This window comes from Stenotrophomonas sp. TWI809 (assembly GCF_039673205.1).
Classification (GTDB): domain Bacteria; phylum Pseudomonadota; class Gammaproteobacteria; order Xanthomonadales; family Xanthomonadaceae; genus Stenotrophomonas.
On record NZ_JBDJLE010000003.1, the window covers coordinates 1 to 12,359 of the forward strand.

The following is a 12,359-nucleotide window of genomic DNA, read 5'->3' on the forward strand; positions in this document are numbered from 1 at the left end:
GGGGGTGCCCCCCACCCCTCCCCCCGGGCGGCTGGGGGGGGGGGGGCCGGCCCGCGCCCGGCACTACCTCAGATGTCCGCCACCTGCTTGCGCAGCGCGGCCAGCTGTTGGCGCAGGGTGTCGTTTTCCAGGGTCAGCGCGATGATGCGCTGGCGCAGCTCGGCAGGGCCTTCGCCCAGTGCGTTGAGCGCATCGGCGATCTCGGCGGCACGGCTGGGGTCGACTTCGGCGTCGCCGTCGGCACTGTGCAGCACCTCCTGGACCGGCTTGCGCGGCTTGCGCTTGGACTCGCGCACGCGCTTGGCGGCCTGCTTGAGCTCGTCCTTGCCGGCGGCGGCCGCGGCGCGTTGTTCGTCTTCGGGCAGGTCGGCCACGGCGGCCGCGGCGCTGATCGAGATCACCCCGGTCTTGACCGCTTCCACCAGCTCCGGTGCGGCCTGCTTGTGGATGCGCTCGATCATCGTCACCTGGCTGCTGCTCAGGCGCGCTTCGCGGGCCATGTCGGCGCGGCTGACCTTCGGCGCGGCCGCCCACGGCGGGCTGTCCTCGTCACCAGCATCGGCCGGGCCGCTGATCTCACCATCGCTTTCCTTCTGCAGCTGGGCCTGATCGGCGCGGTGGCGCTCGGCCAGGATGTCGCGCTTTCGCAGCGCCAGTACGCCACGCTGGAAATCGGAGACGCTGCGGCGCCCCAGGTGCTGTTCGATCATCCACAGGTGGACGTCATCCATCGACTGGAAGCGGGTGTTCTGGATCGTCTGGAACGGCAGGCCGTGCTTCTGGCAGATGCCGTAGCGGTTGTGGCCGTCCACCAGCACCTCCCCCCACAGCACCAGCGCATCGCGGCAGCCCTCGGCGAGGATGCTGCGCTCCAGGGCGTCGTGCTCGTCCGGGGTCAGCGGGTCGATGTAGGCCTTGAGTTCTTCTTTGACGACAATGTCCATGCAATCCGGTACGCGAGCGAAACGTGACCGACCATTGTAAGGATCGCGGCGGTCGCCGTCGTCGCCGGTGGATTCAGCCTCAGCCGGTGGCGCGGATCATCTCGCCCAGTACGTCAACGATCCGGTCGATGTGGCTGCGCTCCAGGATCAGCGGGGGCGACAGGGCGATCACATCGCCAGTGCAGCGCACCAGCAACTGGCCATCGCGGAAGCAGCGCTCGAACACCTCGTAGCCACGCGCGCCGGGGGCGTCCTTGCGCGGCATCAGCTCGACAGCACCGATGAGCCCGAAATTACGGATGTCCACCACATGCGGCAGCCCGCGCAGGCTGTGCAGTCGCTCCTGCCAGTAGTCGCCCAGCTCGATGGCGCGCTCGAACAGATGCTCTTCGGCGTAGGTATCCAGCGCCGCCAGGGCCGCTGCGCAGGCCAGCGGGTGGCCGGAATAGGTGTAGCCGTGGAAGAACTCGATGGCAGCCGGTGGGCCCTGCATGAAGGCGTCGTGGATCGCTTCGCTGGCCAGCACCGCGCCCATCGGCACCGCGCCGTTGGTCAGCCCCTTGGCCAAGGTCATCAGGTCCGGGGTGACCCCGAAGCGCTGCGCGGCGAAGGCGTTGCCGACCCGGCCGAAACCGGTGATCACCTCATCGAACACCAGCAGGATGCCTTGCTGGTCGCAGATCTCGCGCAGGCGCTGCAGGTACCCGGGTGCGGGCAGGATCACCCCCGCCGAGCCGGCGATCGGCTCGACGAACACCGCCGCGATCGTGGATGCATCGTGCAGCGCGATCAGGCGTTCCAGGTCTTCTGCGAGTTCGGCACCGTGGCGCGGCAAGCCGGGGCTGAAGGCATTGCGCTCCAGATCGAGCGTGTGGCGCAGGAAATCGCTGCCGGGCAACAACGGCCCGAACGTCTTGCGGTTGTTGGGCAGGCCGCCGATCGACAGGCCGCCGAAGCCGACGCCGTGATAGGCCTTCTCCCGGCCGATGAAGCGGGTGCGGTGACCCTCGCCGCGCAGGCGATGGTAGGCCAGCGCGATCTTCATCGCGGTGTCGACCGCCTCGGAGCCGGAGTTGGTGAAGAACACATGGTTCAAGCGGGCCGGTGCCAGCGCGGCCAACCGCTGGGCCAGCACGAAGGGCAAGGGGGAGGCCATCTGGAACGGTGGCGCGAAATCCAGCGTGGCCGCCTGCTGCTGGATCGCCTGCACGATCCGCGGCCGCGCATGCCCTGCGTTGCAGCACCACAGGCCGGCCGCGCCATCCAGGATCGGACGGTCGTCGATGTCGTGGTAATACATGCCCTCCGCACGCACCAGCAGGCGCGGGGCCGCCTTGAACTGGCGGTTGGCGGTGAATGGCATCCAGTAGGCATCCAGGTCTGCGGGTGCCTGGCTGGCCAGGGTCGACAACGACGAATCGGGACGAGGCATGCGGCACTCCGCAAGGGCGCGATGGTCACGACTTTATCGCACTCGCCTCACGTCATCCCGTGATGGCGACGGGTATAACCGCCTTACCCGACTGAGTGGATGAGGACGACGCCGATGACCACCGCACGCACCCGCGACGACTGGCAACGCCAGGCCGATGCACTGACCTTCCAGGGCCAGGCCTTCATCGATGGGCGCTACGTGGACGCCGCCAGTGGCGCGCGCTATGACTGCGTCAGCCCGATCGATGGCCGCGTGCTGGTGCAGGTGGCCGACGCCGACACGACGGACGTCGATCGGGCGGTCGCAGCGGCGCGGCGCAGTTTCGATGCGGGCGACTGGTCGCGGGCGGCGCCCTCTCATCGCAAGCAGGTGCTGCTGCGGCTGGCCGACCTGGTGGAACAACACGCCGATGCGCTCGCGCTGCTGGAAACCCTGGACATGGGCAAGCCGGTCCGCGACGCACGCGAGGGCGATCTGGCCGGTGTCGTGCGCTGCCTGCGCTGGACCGCCGAGGCGGTGGACAAGGTGTACGGCGAGGTTGCCCCGACCGCGCTGGATACGCTGGGCCTGATCACCCGTGAGGCGGTGGGCGTGGTGGCGGTGATCGTGCCGTGGAACTTCCCGCTGCTGATGGCAACGTGGAAGATCGCGCCAGCCTTGGCGGCGGGCAATTCCGTGGTGCTCAAGCCCTCCGAGCGCTCGCCGCTGAGCGCGATCCGCCTGGCCGCGCTGGTGGCCGAGGCGGGGGTGCCTGATGGCGTGTTCAATGTGCTTCCCGGCCATGGTGAGCGGACGGGCGAACCGTTGGCGTTGCACATGGACGTGGATGCGCTGGCGTTCACCGGCTCCACCGCCGTCGGTCGGCGGTTGCTGCAATGCGCCGGGAAATCGAATCTCAAGCGCACCTGGCTGGAGTGCGGCGGCAAGAGCCCGAACCTCGTGTTCGCTGATGCGCCCGATCTGGACAAGGCCGCCCAGGCCGCTGCCACCGCGATCTTCTACAACCAGGGCGAGGTGTGCACCGCCGGCTCGCGCCTCCTTGTCCAGCGCTCGATCAAGGATGCCTTCGTGGCCCGCGTACTGGCGCATGGCCGGCATATGCAGCCGCAGCATCCCTTCGAGCCGGATGCCGCGATGGGCGCACTGGTTGATGAGGCGCATGCAGGCCACGTGCTGGAGTACGTAGCACGCGGCGAGGCCGAGCGCGCACGCCTGCTGCTGGGGGGCAAGCGGCTGGAGGTGGTGCCGGGTGGCAGCTATGTGGAGCCGACGGTGTTCGACGAGGTCGATCCGCAGCACACGATCGCCCGCGAGGAGATCTTCGGCCCGGTGCTGTCGGTGCTCACCTTCGATCACGAGGCGGACGCGCTGCGCATGGCCAATGATTCAATCTACGGGCTGGCCGCTGGCGTATGGACGCGCGACCTGGGCCGCGCACATCGGGTAGCACGCGGGCTGCGTGCGGGCAGTGTGTGGGTCAATCAATGGGATGGTGGCGACATGACCGCCCCATTCGGTGGCTACAAGCAGTCCGGCATCGGCCGCGACAAATCCCTGCACGCCTTCGACAAGTACACCGAGCTCAAGGCGACCTGGATCCACCTGGGCGGCTGACGCCGCTCAGCAGTCCTGGCTGTGGCGGATCAGCGACTCGCGCAGCAGGTCGCGATCCATTTCATCCACGGCGTTGCGCAGGTAGTCGATCTGCTGCCGCGTCAGGCGGCACGGGTCCACCGTGTAGCCCGGGGGCCACGCGCCGATCAGCTGGAAGATGCCGTGCACGATCTGCTCCGGGGTCATCCCGGCCTTCATACGGAAGCGCTTGCGCTTGGGCTGGAATGCCAGGTACACATCCCGATCCCCCAGCACGCGTGGCGCCAGCGAGGCGGCATCGATACCGCTGCCCGTCAGCGAGGCAGGCACGCGCAGCTCCAGTACGGCCGGTGGTGCTGGCGGATCCACCACCGCAGCCGGCGATGCGGTGCTGGACGTGGCCACGAGAGGTGCAGCCAGGCGCCGCGACGCAGGCGGCTGCTGTGCTGGCGGCGGGGCGGGCGAGGGTAGGGGAACTGGTGCAGGCAACGGCCGCGGCAGCCAGTACACCGCCAGGCGGGCCTCCTCCGCAGCGCCACTGGGGGCCGGAGACCGCAGCAGCACGCCCAGCATCAGCCCGTGCACAACGATCACCACCGCGATGGCGACCGGCTGCGCCCAGCGCAAGGGGGCGGCACTCTTCCGTGAGGCTGACATCCGGGACCGTCCTGGCGGGGTGACCGCGTTGAGACCCTGCGGTGCCGGGGAAGTTCCTGCCGGATGCGCAGGTCGCCGAGGCGGTCACAGGCTGACAGTCTCGTCTGCAACCATTGCGGCAGCCAGCGGAAGGCCGTGGCAGAATCCGGCAGCTGCCTTTTTCTGCGTGCCCGATGTCCACACCTGCTGTCGCCCCTGTCGTGAACTCTCCCCGCCGCATTCTGCTGGCGAGCCTGATCGGCACCACCATCGAGTTCTTCGATTTCTACATCTACGCCACCGCCGCGGTGCTGGTGTTCCCGCACCTGTTTTTCCCCGAAAGCAGCGATGGGGCGGCGATGCTGCAGTCGCTGGCGACCTTCGCGGTGGCCTTCATCGCGCGGCCGGTCGGCTCGGCGGTGTTCGGTCACTACGGTGACCGCATCGGGCGCAAGGCGACGCTGGTCGCTGCGCTGCTCACGATGGGCATCTCCACCGTGGCGATCGGCCTGCTGCCCACGCATGCCAGCATCGGGCTGGTCGCGCCGGCACTGCTCGCGCTGTGCCGCTTCGGGCAGGGCCTGGGGCTGGGGGGAGAGTGGGGTGGCGCCGTGCTGCTGGCCACCGAGAATGCGCCGCCCGGCAAACGCGCCTGGTACGGCATGTTCCCGCAGTTGGGCGCACCGCTGGGCTTCCTGCTTTCGGCCGGTATCTTCCTGCTGCTGGGCCGCGCGATGAGCGAGGCCGATTTCCTGCAATGGGGCTGGCGCGTGCCGTTCCTGGCCAGTTCGCTGCTGGTCGGCATCGGCCTGTGGGTACGCCTGAACATCCACGAGACCCCGCAATTCCAGGCCGCGCTGGACCGCAACGAGCGGGTCAAGCTGCCGATGTGGACGGTGCTGCGCGAACATCCGCTGACGCTGGTGCTGGGCACCCTGGGGGCGTTCGCCACCTTCGTGCTGTTCTACCTGATGACGGTGTTCACCCTCGGCCACGGCACCACCGTGCTGGGCTACTCGCGTGAGCAGTTCCTGCTGCTGCAGATGGTCGGCATCCTGTTCTTCGCCGCCGGCATTCCCATTTCCGCGTTGTACGGCGACCGCTGGGGCACGCGCCGCACGATGATCGTGGCCAGCGGCCTGATCCTCGCCTTCGGCGTGGTGTTCGCGCCGCTGTTCCAGGCCGGCAGCCCGTGGCTGGTGCTGGGGTTCCTGGCGCTGGGCCTGTTCCTGATGGGCCTGACCTACGGCCCGTGCGGCACCTTCCTGGCCGAGATCTACCCGGTGCAGGTGCGCTATACCGGCGCCTCCTTGTCGTTCAACCTGGCCGGCATTCTCGGTGCCGCACCGGCGCCGTATGTGGCGACGTGGCTGGCCGAGCGCTATGGCCTGGTCGCGGTGGGCTATTACCTGTGCGTGACCGCATTGATCACCATCGTCGCCTTGCTGGCGATGGGGCGGCGCGGGCGCTGATCAGCGGAAGAAACGCTTGAGCGTGCGGCCCAGCCAGCTGCCCTGCTGGTGGTCGCGCGCGAACTGGTTGAGGTGTTGTTTGACCTGCGGCGCGTACGCCTTGTCATCGCCACGGATATGGTTGAACAGCCAGCGCGACAGCATCGTGCGCAGCTCGTCGGTGATGTCCTCACCGGCCTGGAAACGCAGCCGGTACTCGCCCACGCGCTTGCCGAAGATTTCGTGCACGCGCTTGTGCGCCGCGCAGAACGGGTAGCCGGCTTCCTCCATCAGCTCTTCTTCGAAGGCGAAGTGGGACATCGTGTAGTCCACGAGTTCGTCGATGACCTCGGCCACGGCCAGCCGCTCCAGGCTCTTCTGGGCGACGTGCAGGTGGTTGAGCATCTCCACGATGCGCATGTGCTGGTGATCGATGACATCGATACCGATGTTCAGATCGTCCTGCCAGACCAGAAGTGCCATGGTGCGTTCCCCGCGCTGTTCAACTGGGGGCGACTCTAGGCAGTCGCGGCCGGGGCCGCGTTGATCTCGATCAAGGCGCCAGGGCAGGCTCGCGCTGGCGTGGGCCGGTCGCCACGGTGGCGCAATGGACGCGATTGCGGCCGCCGGCCTTGGCCAGGTACAGCTGCCGATCGGCCTCGGAAATCAGCCGGTGCAGGGAATCGCGCTGCGGCCGCAGACAGCACAGCCCGATGCTGACCGTCATGCGCAGGGTGGTGTGGCCCAGGTCGACCTCCAGCGCGGCGATGCGCTGGCGCAGTTCGTCGAAGTAGTGCACGGCCTGCTCTTCATCCATGCCCGGTACCAGCAGGCAGAACTCCTCGCCGCCGAAGCGTGCGATCAGATCGTCCTGGCGCGCATGCTGGGCGACCGCTGCGGCCACCGCGCGCAGCGCATCGTCGCCGGCCTCGTGGCCATGGGTATCGTTGATGTGCTTGAAGTGGTCGATGTCGATCATCGCGACAGCCACCTGTTCGCCATCCAGGTGCAGCTGCGGCAGCTGACGCTGACTCTGCTCCAGGAAGCAGCGACGATTCGGCAGCCCGGTCAGAAAATCGCGGGTAGCCAGGTCCTGCAGGGTGCCGATCAGCTCGAGCTGGTCCACGTTCTGCGAGACGCGGCAGAAGAACTCCTCGCGCGAGAAGGGCTTGCGCAGGAAATCGTTGGCGCCGTTCTTGAGGAAGCGCGGAATCAGCGAGGGATCGGTATTGCCGGAAATCCCGATCACGGCCAGCTTGTCGCGCGAGCGCATCGTGCGCAGGCGGCGGGTGAATTCCACGCCCTCCATGCCTGGCATCTCCTGATCGACCACCGCCAGCCGGATCGCCGGGTGCGCCTCGATGGCCTTCAGTCCCTCGGCGCCGTCAGCGGCCTCGTAGACATCGTGCCCATACATGCGCAGCAAGGAGGCGGCGTACATCCGCGCCGACATCGAGTCATCCACCACCAGCGCGGCGATGCGCCGGTTGCGCTCCAGTCGTTGCACGAGCCACACCAGATAATCGATGCTGCCCGGGGTGTTCTTGAGCACGTAATCGATGATCTGCTGCTGCAGCACGCGCTTGCGCAGATCCTCGTCATACACGCCGCTGACCACCACGGTGGGCAGCCCGCGCGACAGGAAGTAGTCCACCACGGTATCGCGGTCGCCATCGGCCAGCACCAGCCCGGTCAGGACCAGGAACCAACCCTGTTCCTCATCCAGCAGCCGCCCGGCCTCGGCCAGGCTGGTCGCCACCGAAACCGGCAGCTCCAGCCGCTGCTCGATCGCCTCACGCAGCATGCTGGTGAACGTGCGCGAGTTTTCCACCAGCAGGATCCGCTGGGGCAGGGCATCACCGGGGTCGCTGAGAACAGCGCCCTGCAACAGTGCCGGCATGAGGCGTACGCTCGGTTCCGAGTGGGTCGGGACTGGTAGCGGCGGTTTCACGCGTAACTTTAGGGAGAGGGGTGCCGCGAAATGTCGCAGCCTCCGCCTGGTTGCCGGGTGGGTCGTCGTCCTGTGCTGGCCGCTCAGGCGGCCCCGGCTGATCGATGGATGTCCGCTTACGGTTACTATCGCTGAAGTTCCCCTCAACGTTTTAATCAGGAGGTAAATGTGCGCATTCCAAGGATTGTTGGTGTTGTGGGTGTCGTTATTCTCGCGTCGGTTCCGATGGTTGGAATGGCGCAGTCAGATAATCATGGATCGCCACTGGCGAAGCGAGGGCTGGGGCAGACACAGCCGCTGGCCGCCAACCTGAGCCAAAATTCAAATTGGCTGGTATATGGATTTGAGCGCGAGGGAATCACCTATTACCAGGTGAACGATCTTGCCGGGCGCGTGCACGTGATCATCGGAAACGCAGATGATGTGTTCTGGGCATTGCCGGCTGGCGATGTTCCCGCGCGAGTGTCGCTGCCGACGCTGCGCGTTCAGGCGCCCAGAGGCGCGAGGCGCTCCGAGGTGTACCGCGGCCCACGCTTCTCGCTGGTGCTTTACGGGAGCGGCACTGATGCCGTCTGGTCGGTCGAGCCAGTGAGCGGCAGCAACTAGGCCATCTGCGGCAACATCAGGTGCAGTTTCGTTACCGCCCGACGTAGGGTGTAACGCGGGCTCGGCTGATGACTCTGTGGTGGACCTGCAGGTGATGCGATCACCTGCAGGTCCAAGTTACGGGGAACCCAACATCCTACCTGCTGTTTCTCTGACGCCGCTGTCCTGCTGTGTTCGTCCCAAGGGCGATGGATCCAAGGAGTTTGCAGAAAGTCAGGTTAACGCTTGACTGCTACCGCGCCCTGTCTTTTTTACGTATTCAACCGAGACGCTATGCGCGGCGTCGTGGGAAGCGATTGGCGGCATTTCCAGAAGCGCCATCCTGACCCGATTGCGACGACACTGCACAACACCACCATAGGCAAGAGCTCGCCCGGCGAGACGTTCAACCGCCATGGTCATGGTGGCTTCGGACAGCGCACATGTGGCATCCAGCAACGCCACGGTCACCACGATGCCCTGATACCGACCAAACCTGCCACAGCGCGCGCGGACCTCGATCTGGCCCGATTCACTCTCCAGCAGCAGTGACACGGCATCGGTCATTGCACGGTAGGCAGCCAATTGCAGGCCGATACTCAATTGGCAGGGATCCCCCTGCAGCCGCGGGCGGGAGACGCGGTGGGTCAGATCCCACGCTTCGCGGACCCCACCAGCCTGCAGAGCGACATACAGACCCAGATGATCCAGTGCTGTCGGATAGACCATGCTGGCCTGGGCGCGGAACTGCCGCGAATGCACGACAGCGGTATCGAGCAATCCCCCAGCGATCTCGTGGTGTCCGTGCAGCTTCAGCCAGCTCACAACTTCGTTGAGGGATATATCCATGCCCTCCCCGATCTTTCTCAAGTGAAGTGCGCGTTCGCGGAGCCCCATTTCGCTTGTCACATGAGAGCTTCTGGCCAACTTGATTGCATTCTTCTCGCCGTCGTCCCGAATTTTGTAGTGATGGTAGTAGTGGCTGATGCGTGAGCCGAGGACCAGCAATGCAATGCCTGTGATGGCCATGATCAACTGTGTGGTGAAGGCTGACGGATCAAACGACGATGGGTAAGGCTTTGGCGTAGTAAGGCCGATGATGAGGTTCAGCACCGGCACCGAAATCGCGGCACCTCGCCAGCCGAGGAGGCAGGTCAGAGCAATGGCAGGTAGCGCCATAAGCACCTGTAGGCTGGTTTTCATCGTCATTGAGTCTGCAGGCAGCAGCGCCGCCGATATGCCCAGGACAGTCATCAGTCCAAGGGCCATTGACGTCGGCTTCAGGAACATCGCTGCCCAGTCCGGCTCGCTGTGGCGGGTTGCCCACAAGAGTGCAAGGGGTGCCACCGTCAGGATGCCGATGAAGTCGCCGACCACATAGCGCGCGACACCAGTGAGCGCGGGCATGTCTGGTGGAATTGGCCAGAGTAATTCTGATAGAGCAATATTGAGTGCGGTAACTACTAGCGCCGACGCTGCAGCAATTGATAATAGCCAGGTTTCTGTAGTGGTCGCCATCATTCGGCGATGCAGTCGAACGACAAACGCGACTGCCGGCATCAGCGAAGCAGAGCCAAGCACGACCCACGCCAGCCCGTACTTCTCCACCATCGGGTAACGCATCTGCGCGAAGTAGGCGTACTCACCCAGGAACAGATAGGGCCACAGTCGTGGTGGGCAGAGCAGCAGTGCAGCCACGCGTATGCCGGCAGGCAGGTAGAACTGGTCGAGGGACAGCTTGCGTGCGCCCCAACAGGCAAGGGCATAGATGACGGCAAGGACAAGCCCGATCGGCTCGATGCGCAGATTCAACTGAAGTCCATTTTTCCACCATTCTCCTCGCACCGGCTCCCCCTGTTCGTGCCGTCAACATCCCTGTGTATCAATGCCGCGATCAGATTGGACGGTATATACACGCGCCGGATTATGCAATTGCGCAAGTGGTCCGGCGCGATGGCGCGCGCAGCGTATGGATTCACGCGCGGGCATGGGTCGGGGCCATGGGCGTGACACATATCTCATTTTCTTAGGAAACTCTTCACGCTCGTCGTAGGGCCCGCAGTCGAGTTGCGCCGCGGATACACAGATGACGTCCCGTGTTCGAGGCGTGCCCATCTCTGCCACTGCAGGCCTTGATATGACGCATTCTCCACACATCGTTGCGCTGTGACGCGCGGCGTGCGCAGCAGGAGATGCGCTCCCATGCCATCTGCTGGCACTCCCGGTCTGGCGCTGCCGGGAAACGGAGCGACCGCTTTCAGATGTCGCACCATGTCTCACTTTACCCGTGGTCGCCGAACGCCCCTTGCGCCCTCACTACAACGCATCCCGCAGCTTGTACCAGGACATCGCCGCAACCAGCAGCGGGGTTCGCAGCATGCGCCCGCCGGGGAAGGGGCGGTGCGGAATGCGTTCGAATACATCCAGGCGCTCCGCCTGGCCGGCGATGGCTTCGGCCAGCACCTGGCCCGCCAGGCCCGCTGCGGCAACACCGTGGCCCGAGAAGCCCTGCGCGAAATAGACATTCGGGGTCAGTCGGCCCCAGTGCGGGGCGCGGTTGCGGGTGATATCCACATAGCCGCCCCACACGTACTCCAGCTCCACGTCGGCCAGCTGCGGGAACACCGCGCGCATGCGCCGGGTCATCACACCGCGCAGGCCGGGCGGGGGCAGGGCGGAGTAACTGGCCTGGCCGCCGAACAGCAGGCGGTGATCGCGGCTGAGGCGGAAGTAGTCCAGTGCCCAGCTGACGTCGGCCACGGCCATGTCATTGCGGATCAGCGATTGCGCCCGTGCTTGCCCAAGGACCGCACTGGCACCGATATAGGTGCCGACCGGCATGATCCGCGATTCCAGCTCCGGCGCGATGCCCTCCAGCCAGGCATTGCCGGCGATCACCACGTGGTCGGCGCTGACCGTGCCGTGCGCGGTGCGCAGCTGCGGCCGGGGCCCGCGGATCAGCTGCAGGACCGGGGACTGCTCGTGGATCACCGCGCCGGCCGCCTCCGCGGCACGGGCCAGGCCCTGCGCGTAGGCCAGCGGATGCAGGTGGCCGCTGTGGGGATCGAACATCGCCCCGCGATAGCGGGGGCTGTCCAGCTGCCCGCGCAGCTGCGTGCGGTCCCACCATTGCAGCGGATAGTCGTAGCGCTGGGCCAGATCGATCAGCCCGGCGCGCAGCATGCGCTCCTGGCGGGGTTTGATCGGCACGCTGGCATGGCCGTCGCGCCAATCGCACTCGATCTGGTGGCGGACGATGCGGTCACGCAGCAGGCGCATGCCATCGCGCGAGAATTCGAACAGCGCCCGCGCGTCTTCAGCGCCCACCAGATGCTCGAGCGTATCCACTTCGCAGCCGTAGCCGACGATCGCCTGGCCACCGTTGCGGCCGGACGCCCCCCAGCCCACGCGGTGCGCCTCCAGCAGCACGACGCGATAACCGCGCTCGGCCAGGGTCAGGGCGGCGGACAGGCCGGTGTAGCCGGCACCCAGCACGCACACGTCGGCGCTCAGATCCCCCGTCAGCGGTTCACGTAGCGGCGCGCCCGGCACGCTGTCGGCGTACCAGCTGGGTGCATGCGCCTCGCCGGCAGCCGTCATGCCGGGCACCGGCGGGGAGAGGACAGGACAACAATCATGGACAAAGGATGCCAGCAACCGGCGCGCGGGACAGGGGTCAGTCTGTCGCAGCTACTGCCGCAGGCGTGTGAGGGGGGCGCGCACCGCCGATGCGGCGCTGTGTTGCGCGAGGTCTGCGCACGGGG

The 12,359-nt window shown here is 66.3% G+C and carries 10 protein-coding genes; 3 read left to right on the forward strand and 7 right to left on the reverse strand.

Annotated elements, in window-relative coordinates; translation table 11 throughout:
* Nucleotides 1-68: 68 nt before the first annotated feature.
* Both ABE472_RS03020 and ABE472_RS03025 read right to left on the reverse strand, forming a co-directional pair.
* Entirely contained in the window at nt 69-944 is an 876-nt protein-coding gene (locus ABE472_RS03020; protein WP_070426982.1) for a plasmid replication/partition related protein, read from the reverse strand.
* 79 nt (nt 945-1,023) lie between these two features.
* Entirely contained in the window at nt 1,024-2,376 is a 1,353-nt protein-coding gene (locus ABE472_RS03025) for an aspartate aminotransferase family protein (protein WP_346465440.1), read from the reverse strand.
* A 114-nt stretch (nt 2,377-2,490) separates the two neighbouring features.
* Here ABE472_RS03025 and ABE472_RS03030 point away from each other — a divergent pair, with 114 nt between their 5' ends.
* Nucleotides 2,491-3,993 carry an aldehyde dehydrogenase gene (locus ABE472_RS03030; RefSeq protein ID WP_346465442.1) on the forward strand — a complete coding sequence of 501 codons (1,503 nt, stop codon included), beginning with the start codon at nt 2,491-2,493 and terminating at the stop codon, nt 3,991-3,993.
* A gap of 6 nt (nt 3,994-3,999) precedes the next feature.
* Here the strand turns inward: ABE472_RS03030 and ABE472_RS03035 are convergent, their stop codons facing one another.
* Nucleotides 4,000-4,629 carry a hypothetical protein gene (locus ABE472_RS03035; protein ID WP_346465444.1) on the reverse strand — a complete coding sequence of 210 codons (630 nt, stop codon included), beginning with the start codon at nt 4,627-4,629 and terminating at the stop codon, nt 4,000-4,002.
* Nucleotides 4,630-4,802: 173 nt separating this feature from the next.
* Between ABE472_RS03035 and ABE472_RS03040 the strand changes: the two genes are divergently transcribed.
* A complete protein-coding gene (locus tag ABE472_RS03040; protein WP_313217782.1) occupies nt 4,803-6,080 on the forward strand; it encodes an MFS transporter in 1,278 nt (425 codons plus the stop codon).
* On the opposite strand, the gene ABE472_RS03045 is transcribed toward ABE472_RS03040, so the two are convergent.
* A complete protein-coding gene (locus ABE472_RS03045) occupies nt 6,081-6,542 on the reverse strand; it encodes a bacteriohemerythrin (protein ID WP_313211262.1) in 462 nt (153 codons plus the stop codon).
* A gap of 70 nt (nt 6,543-6,612) precedes the next feature.
* Entirely contained in the window at nt 6,613-7,959 is a 1,347-nt protein-coding gene (locus tag ABE472_RS03050; RefSeq protein WP_313217783.1) for a diguanylate cyclase, read from the reverse strand.
* A gap of 219 nt (nt 7,960-8,178) precedes the next feature.
* Between ABE472_RS03050 and ABE472_RS03055 the strand changes: the two genes are divergently transcribed.
* Nucleotides 8,179-8,616 carry a hypothetical protein gene (locus tag ABE472_RS03055; protein WP_313211260.1) on the forward strand — a complete coding sequence of 146 codons (438 nt, stop codon included), beginning with the start codon at nt 8,179-8,181 and terminating at the stop codon, nt 8,614-8,616.
* A 213-nt stretch (nt 8,617-8,829) separates the two neighbouring features.
* Here ABE472_RS03055 and ABE472_RS03060 read toward each other — a convergent pair whose 3' ends face one another.
* Together ABE472_RS03060 and ABE472_RS03065 are read right to left on the reverse strand one after the other, a co-directional pair.
* Nucleotides 8,830-10,407, reverse strand: coding sequence for an MASE1 domain-containing protein (locus ABE472_RS03060; RefSeq protein ID WP_346465447.1), 1,578 nt, complete (start codon nt 10,405-10,407; stop codon nt 8,830-8,832).
* A 504-nt stretch (nt 10,408-10,911) separates the two neighbouring features.
* A complete protein-coding gene (locus ABE472_RS03065; protein ID WP_346465450.1) occupies nt 10,912-12,195 on the reverse strand; it encodes an FAD-binding oxidoreductase in 1,284 nt (427 codons plus the stop codon).
* Nucleotides 12,196-12,359: the final 164 nt, after the last annotated feature.

Excerpts from the sequence above, each read along its gene's own strand:
- ABE472_RS03020 (WP_070426982.1), bottom strand. The coding sequence starts at position 944 with ATGGACATTGTCGTCAAAGAAGAACTCAAGGCCTACATCGACCCGCTG.
- ABE472_RS03025 (WP_346465440.1), bottom strand. The coding sequence starts at position 2,376 with ATGCCTCGTCCCGATTCGTCGTTGTCGACCCTGGCCAGCCAGGCACCC.
- ABE472_RS03030 (WP_346465442.1), top strand. The coding sequence starts at position 2,491 with ATGACCACCGCACGCACCCGCGACGACTGGCAACGCCAGGCCGATGCA.
- ABE472_RS03035 (WP_346465444.1), bottom strand. The coding sequence starts at position 4,629 with ATGTCAGCCTCACGGAAGAGTGCCGCCCCCTTGCGCTGGGCGCAGCCG.
- ABE472_RS03040 (WP_313217782.1), top strand. The coding sequence starts at position 4,803 with ATGTCCACACCTGCTGTCGCCCCTGTCGTGAACTCTCCCCGCCGCATT.
- ABE472_RS03045 (WP_313211262.1), bottom strand. The coding sequence starts at position 6,542 with ATGGCACTTCTGGTCTGGCAGGACGATCTGAACATCGGTATCGATGTC.
- ABE472_RS03050 (WP_313217783.1), bottom strand. The coding sequence starts at position 7,959 with ATGCCGGCACTGTTGCAGGGCGCTGTTCTCAGCGACCCCGGTGATGCC.
- ABE472_RS03065 (WP_346465450.1), bottom strand. The coding sequence starts at position 12,195 with ATGACGGCTGCCGGCGAGGCGCATGCACCCAGCTGGTACGCCGACAGC.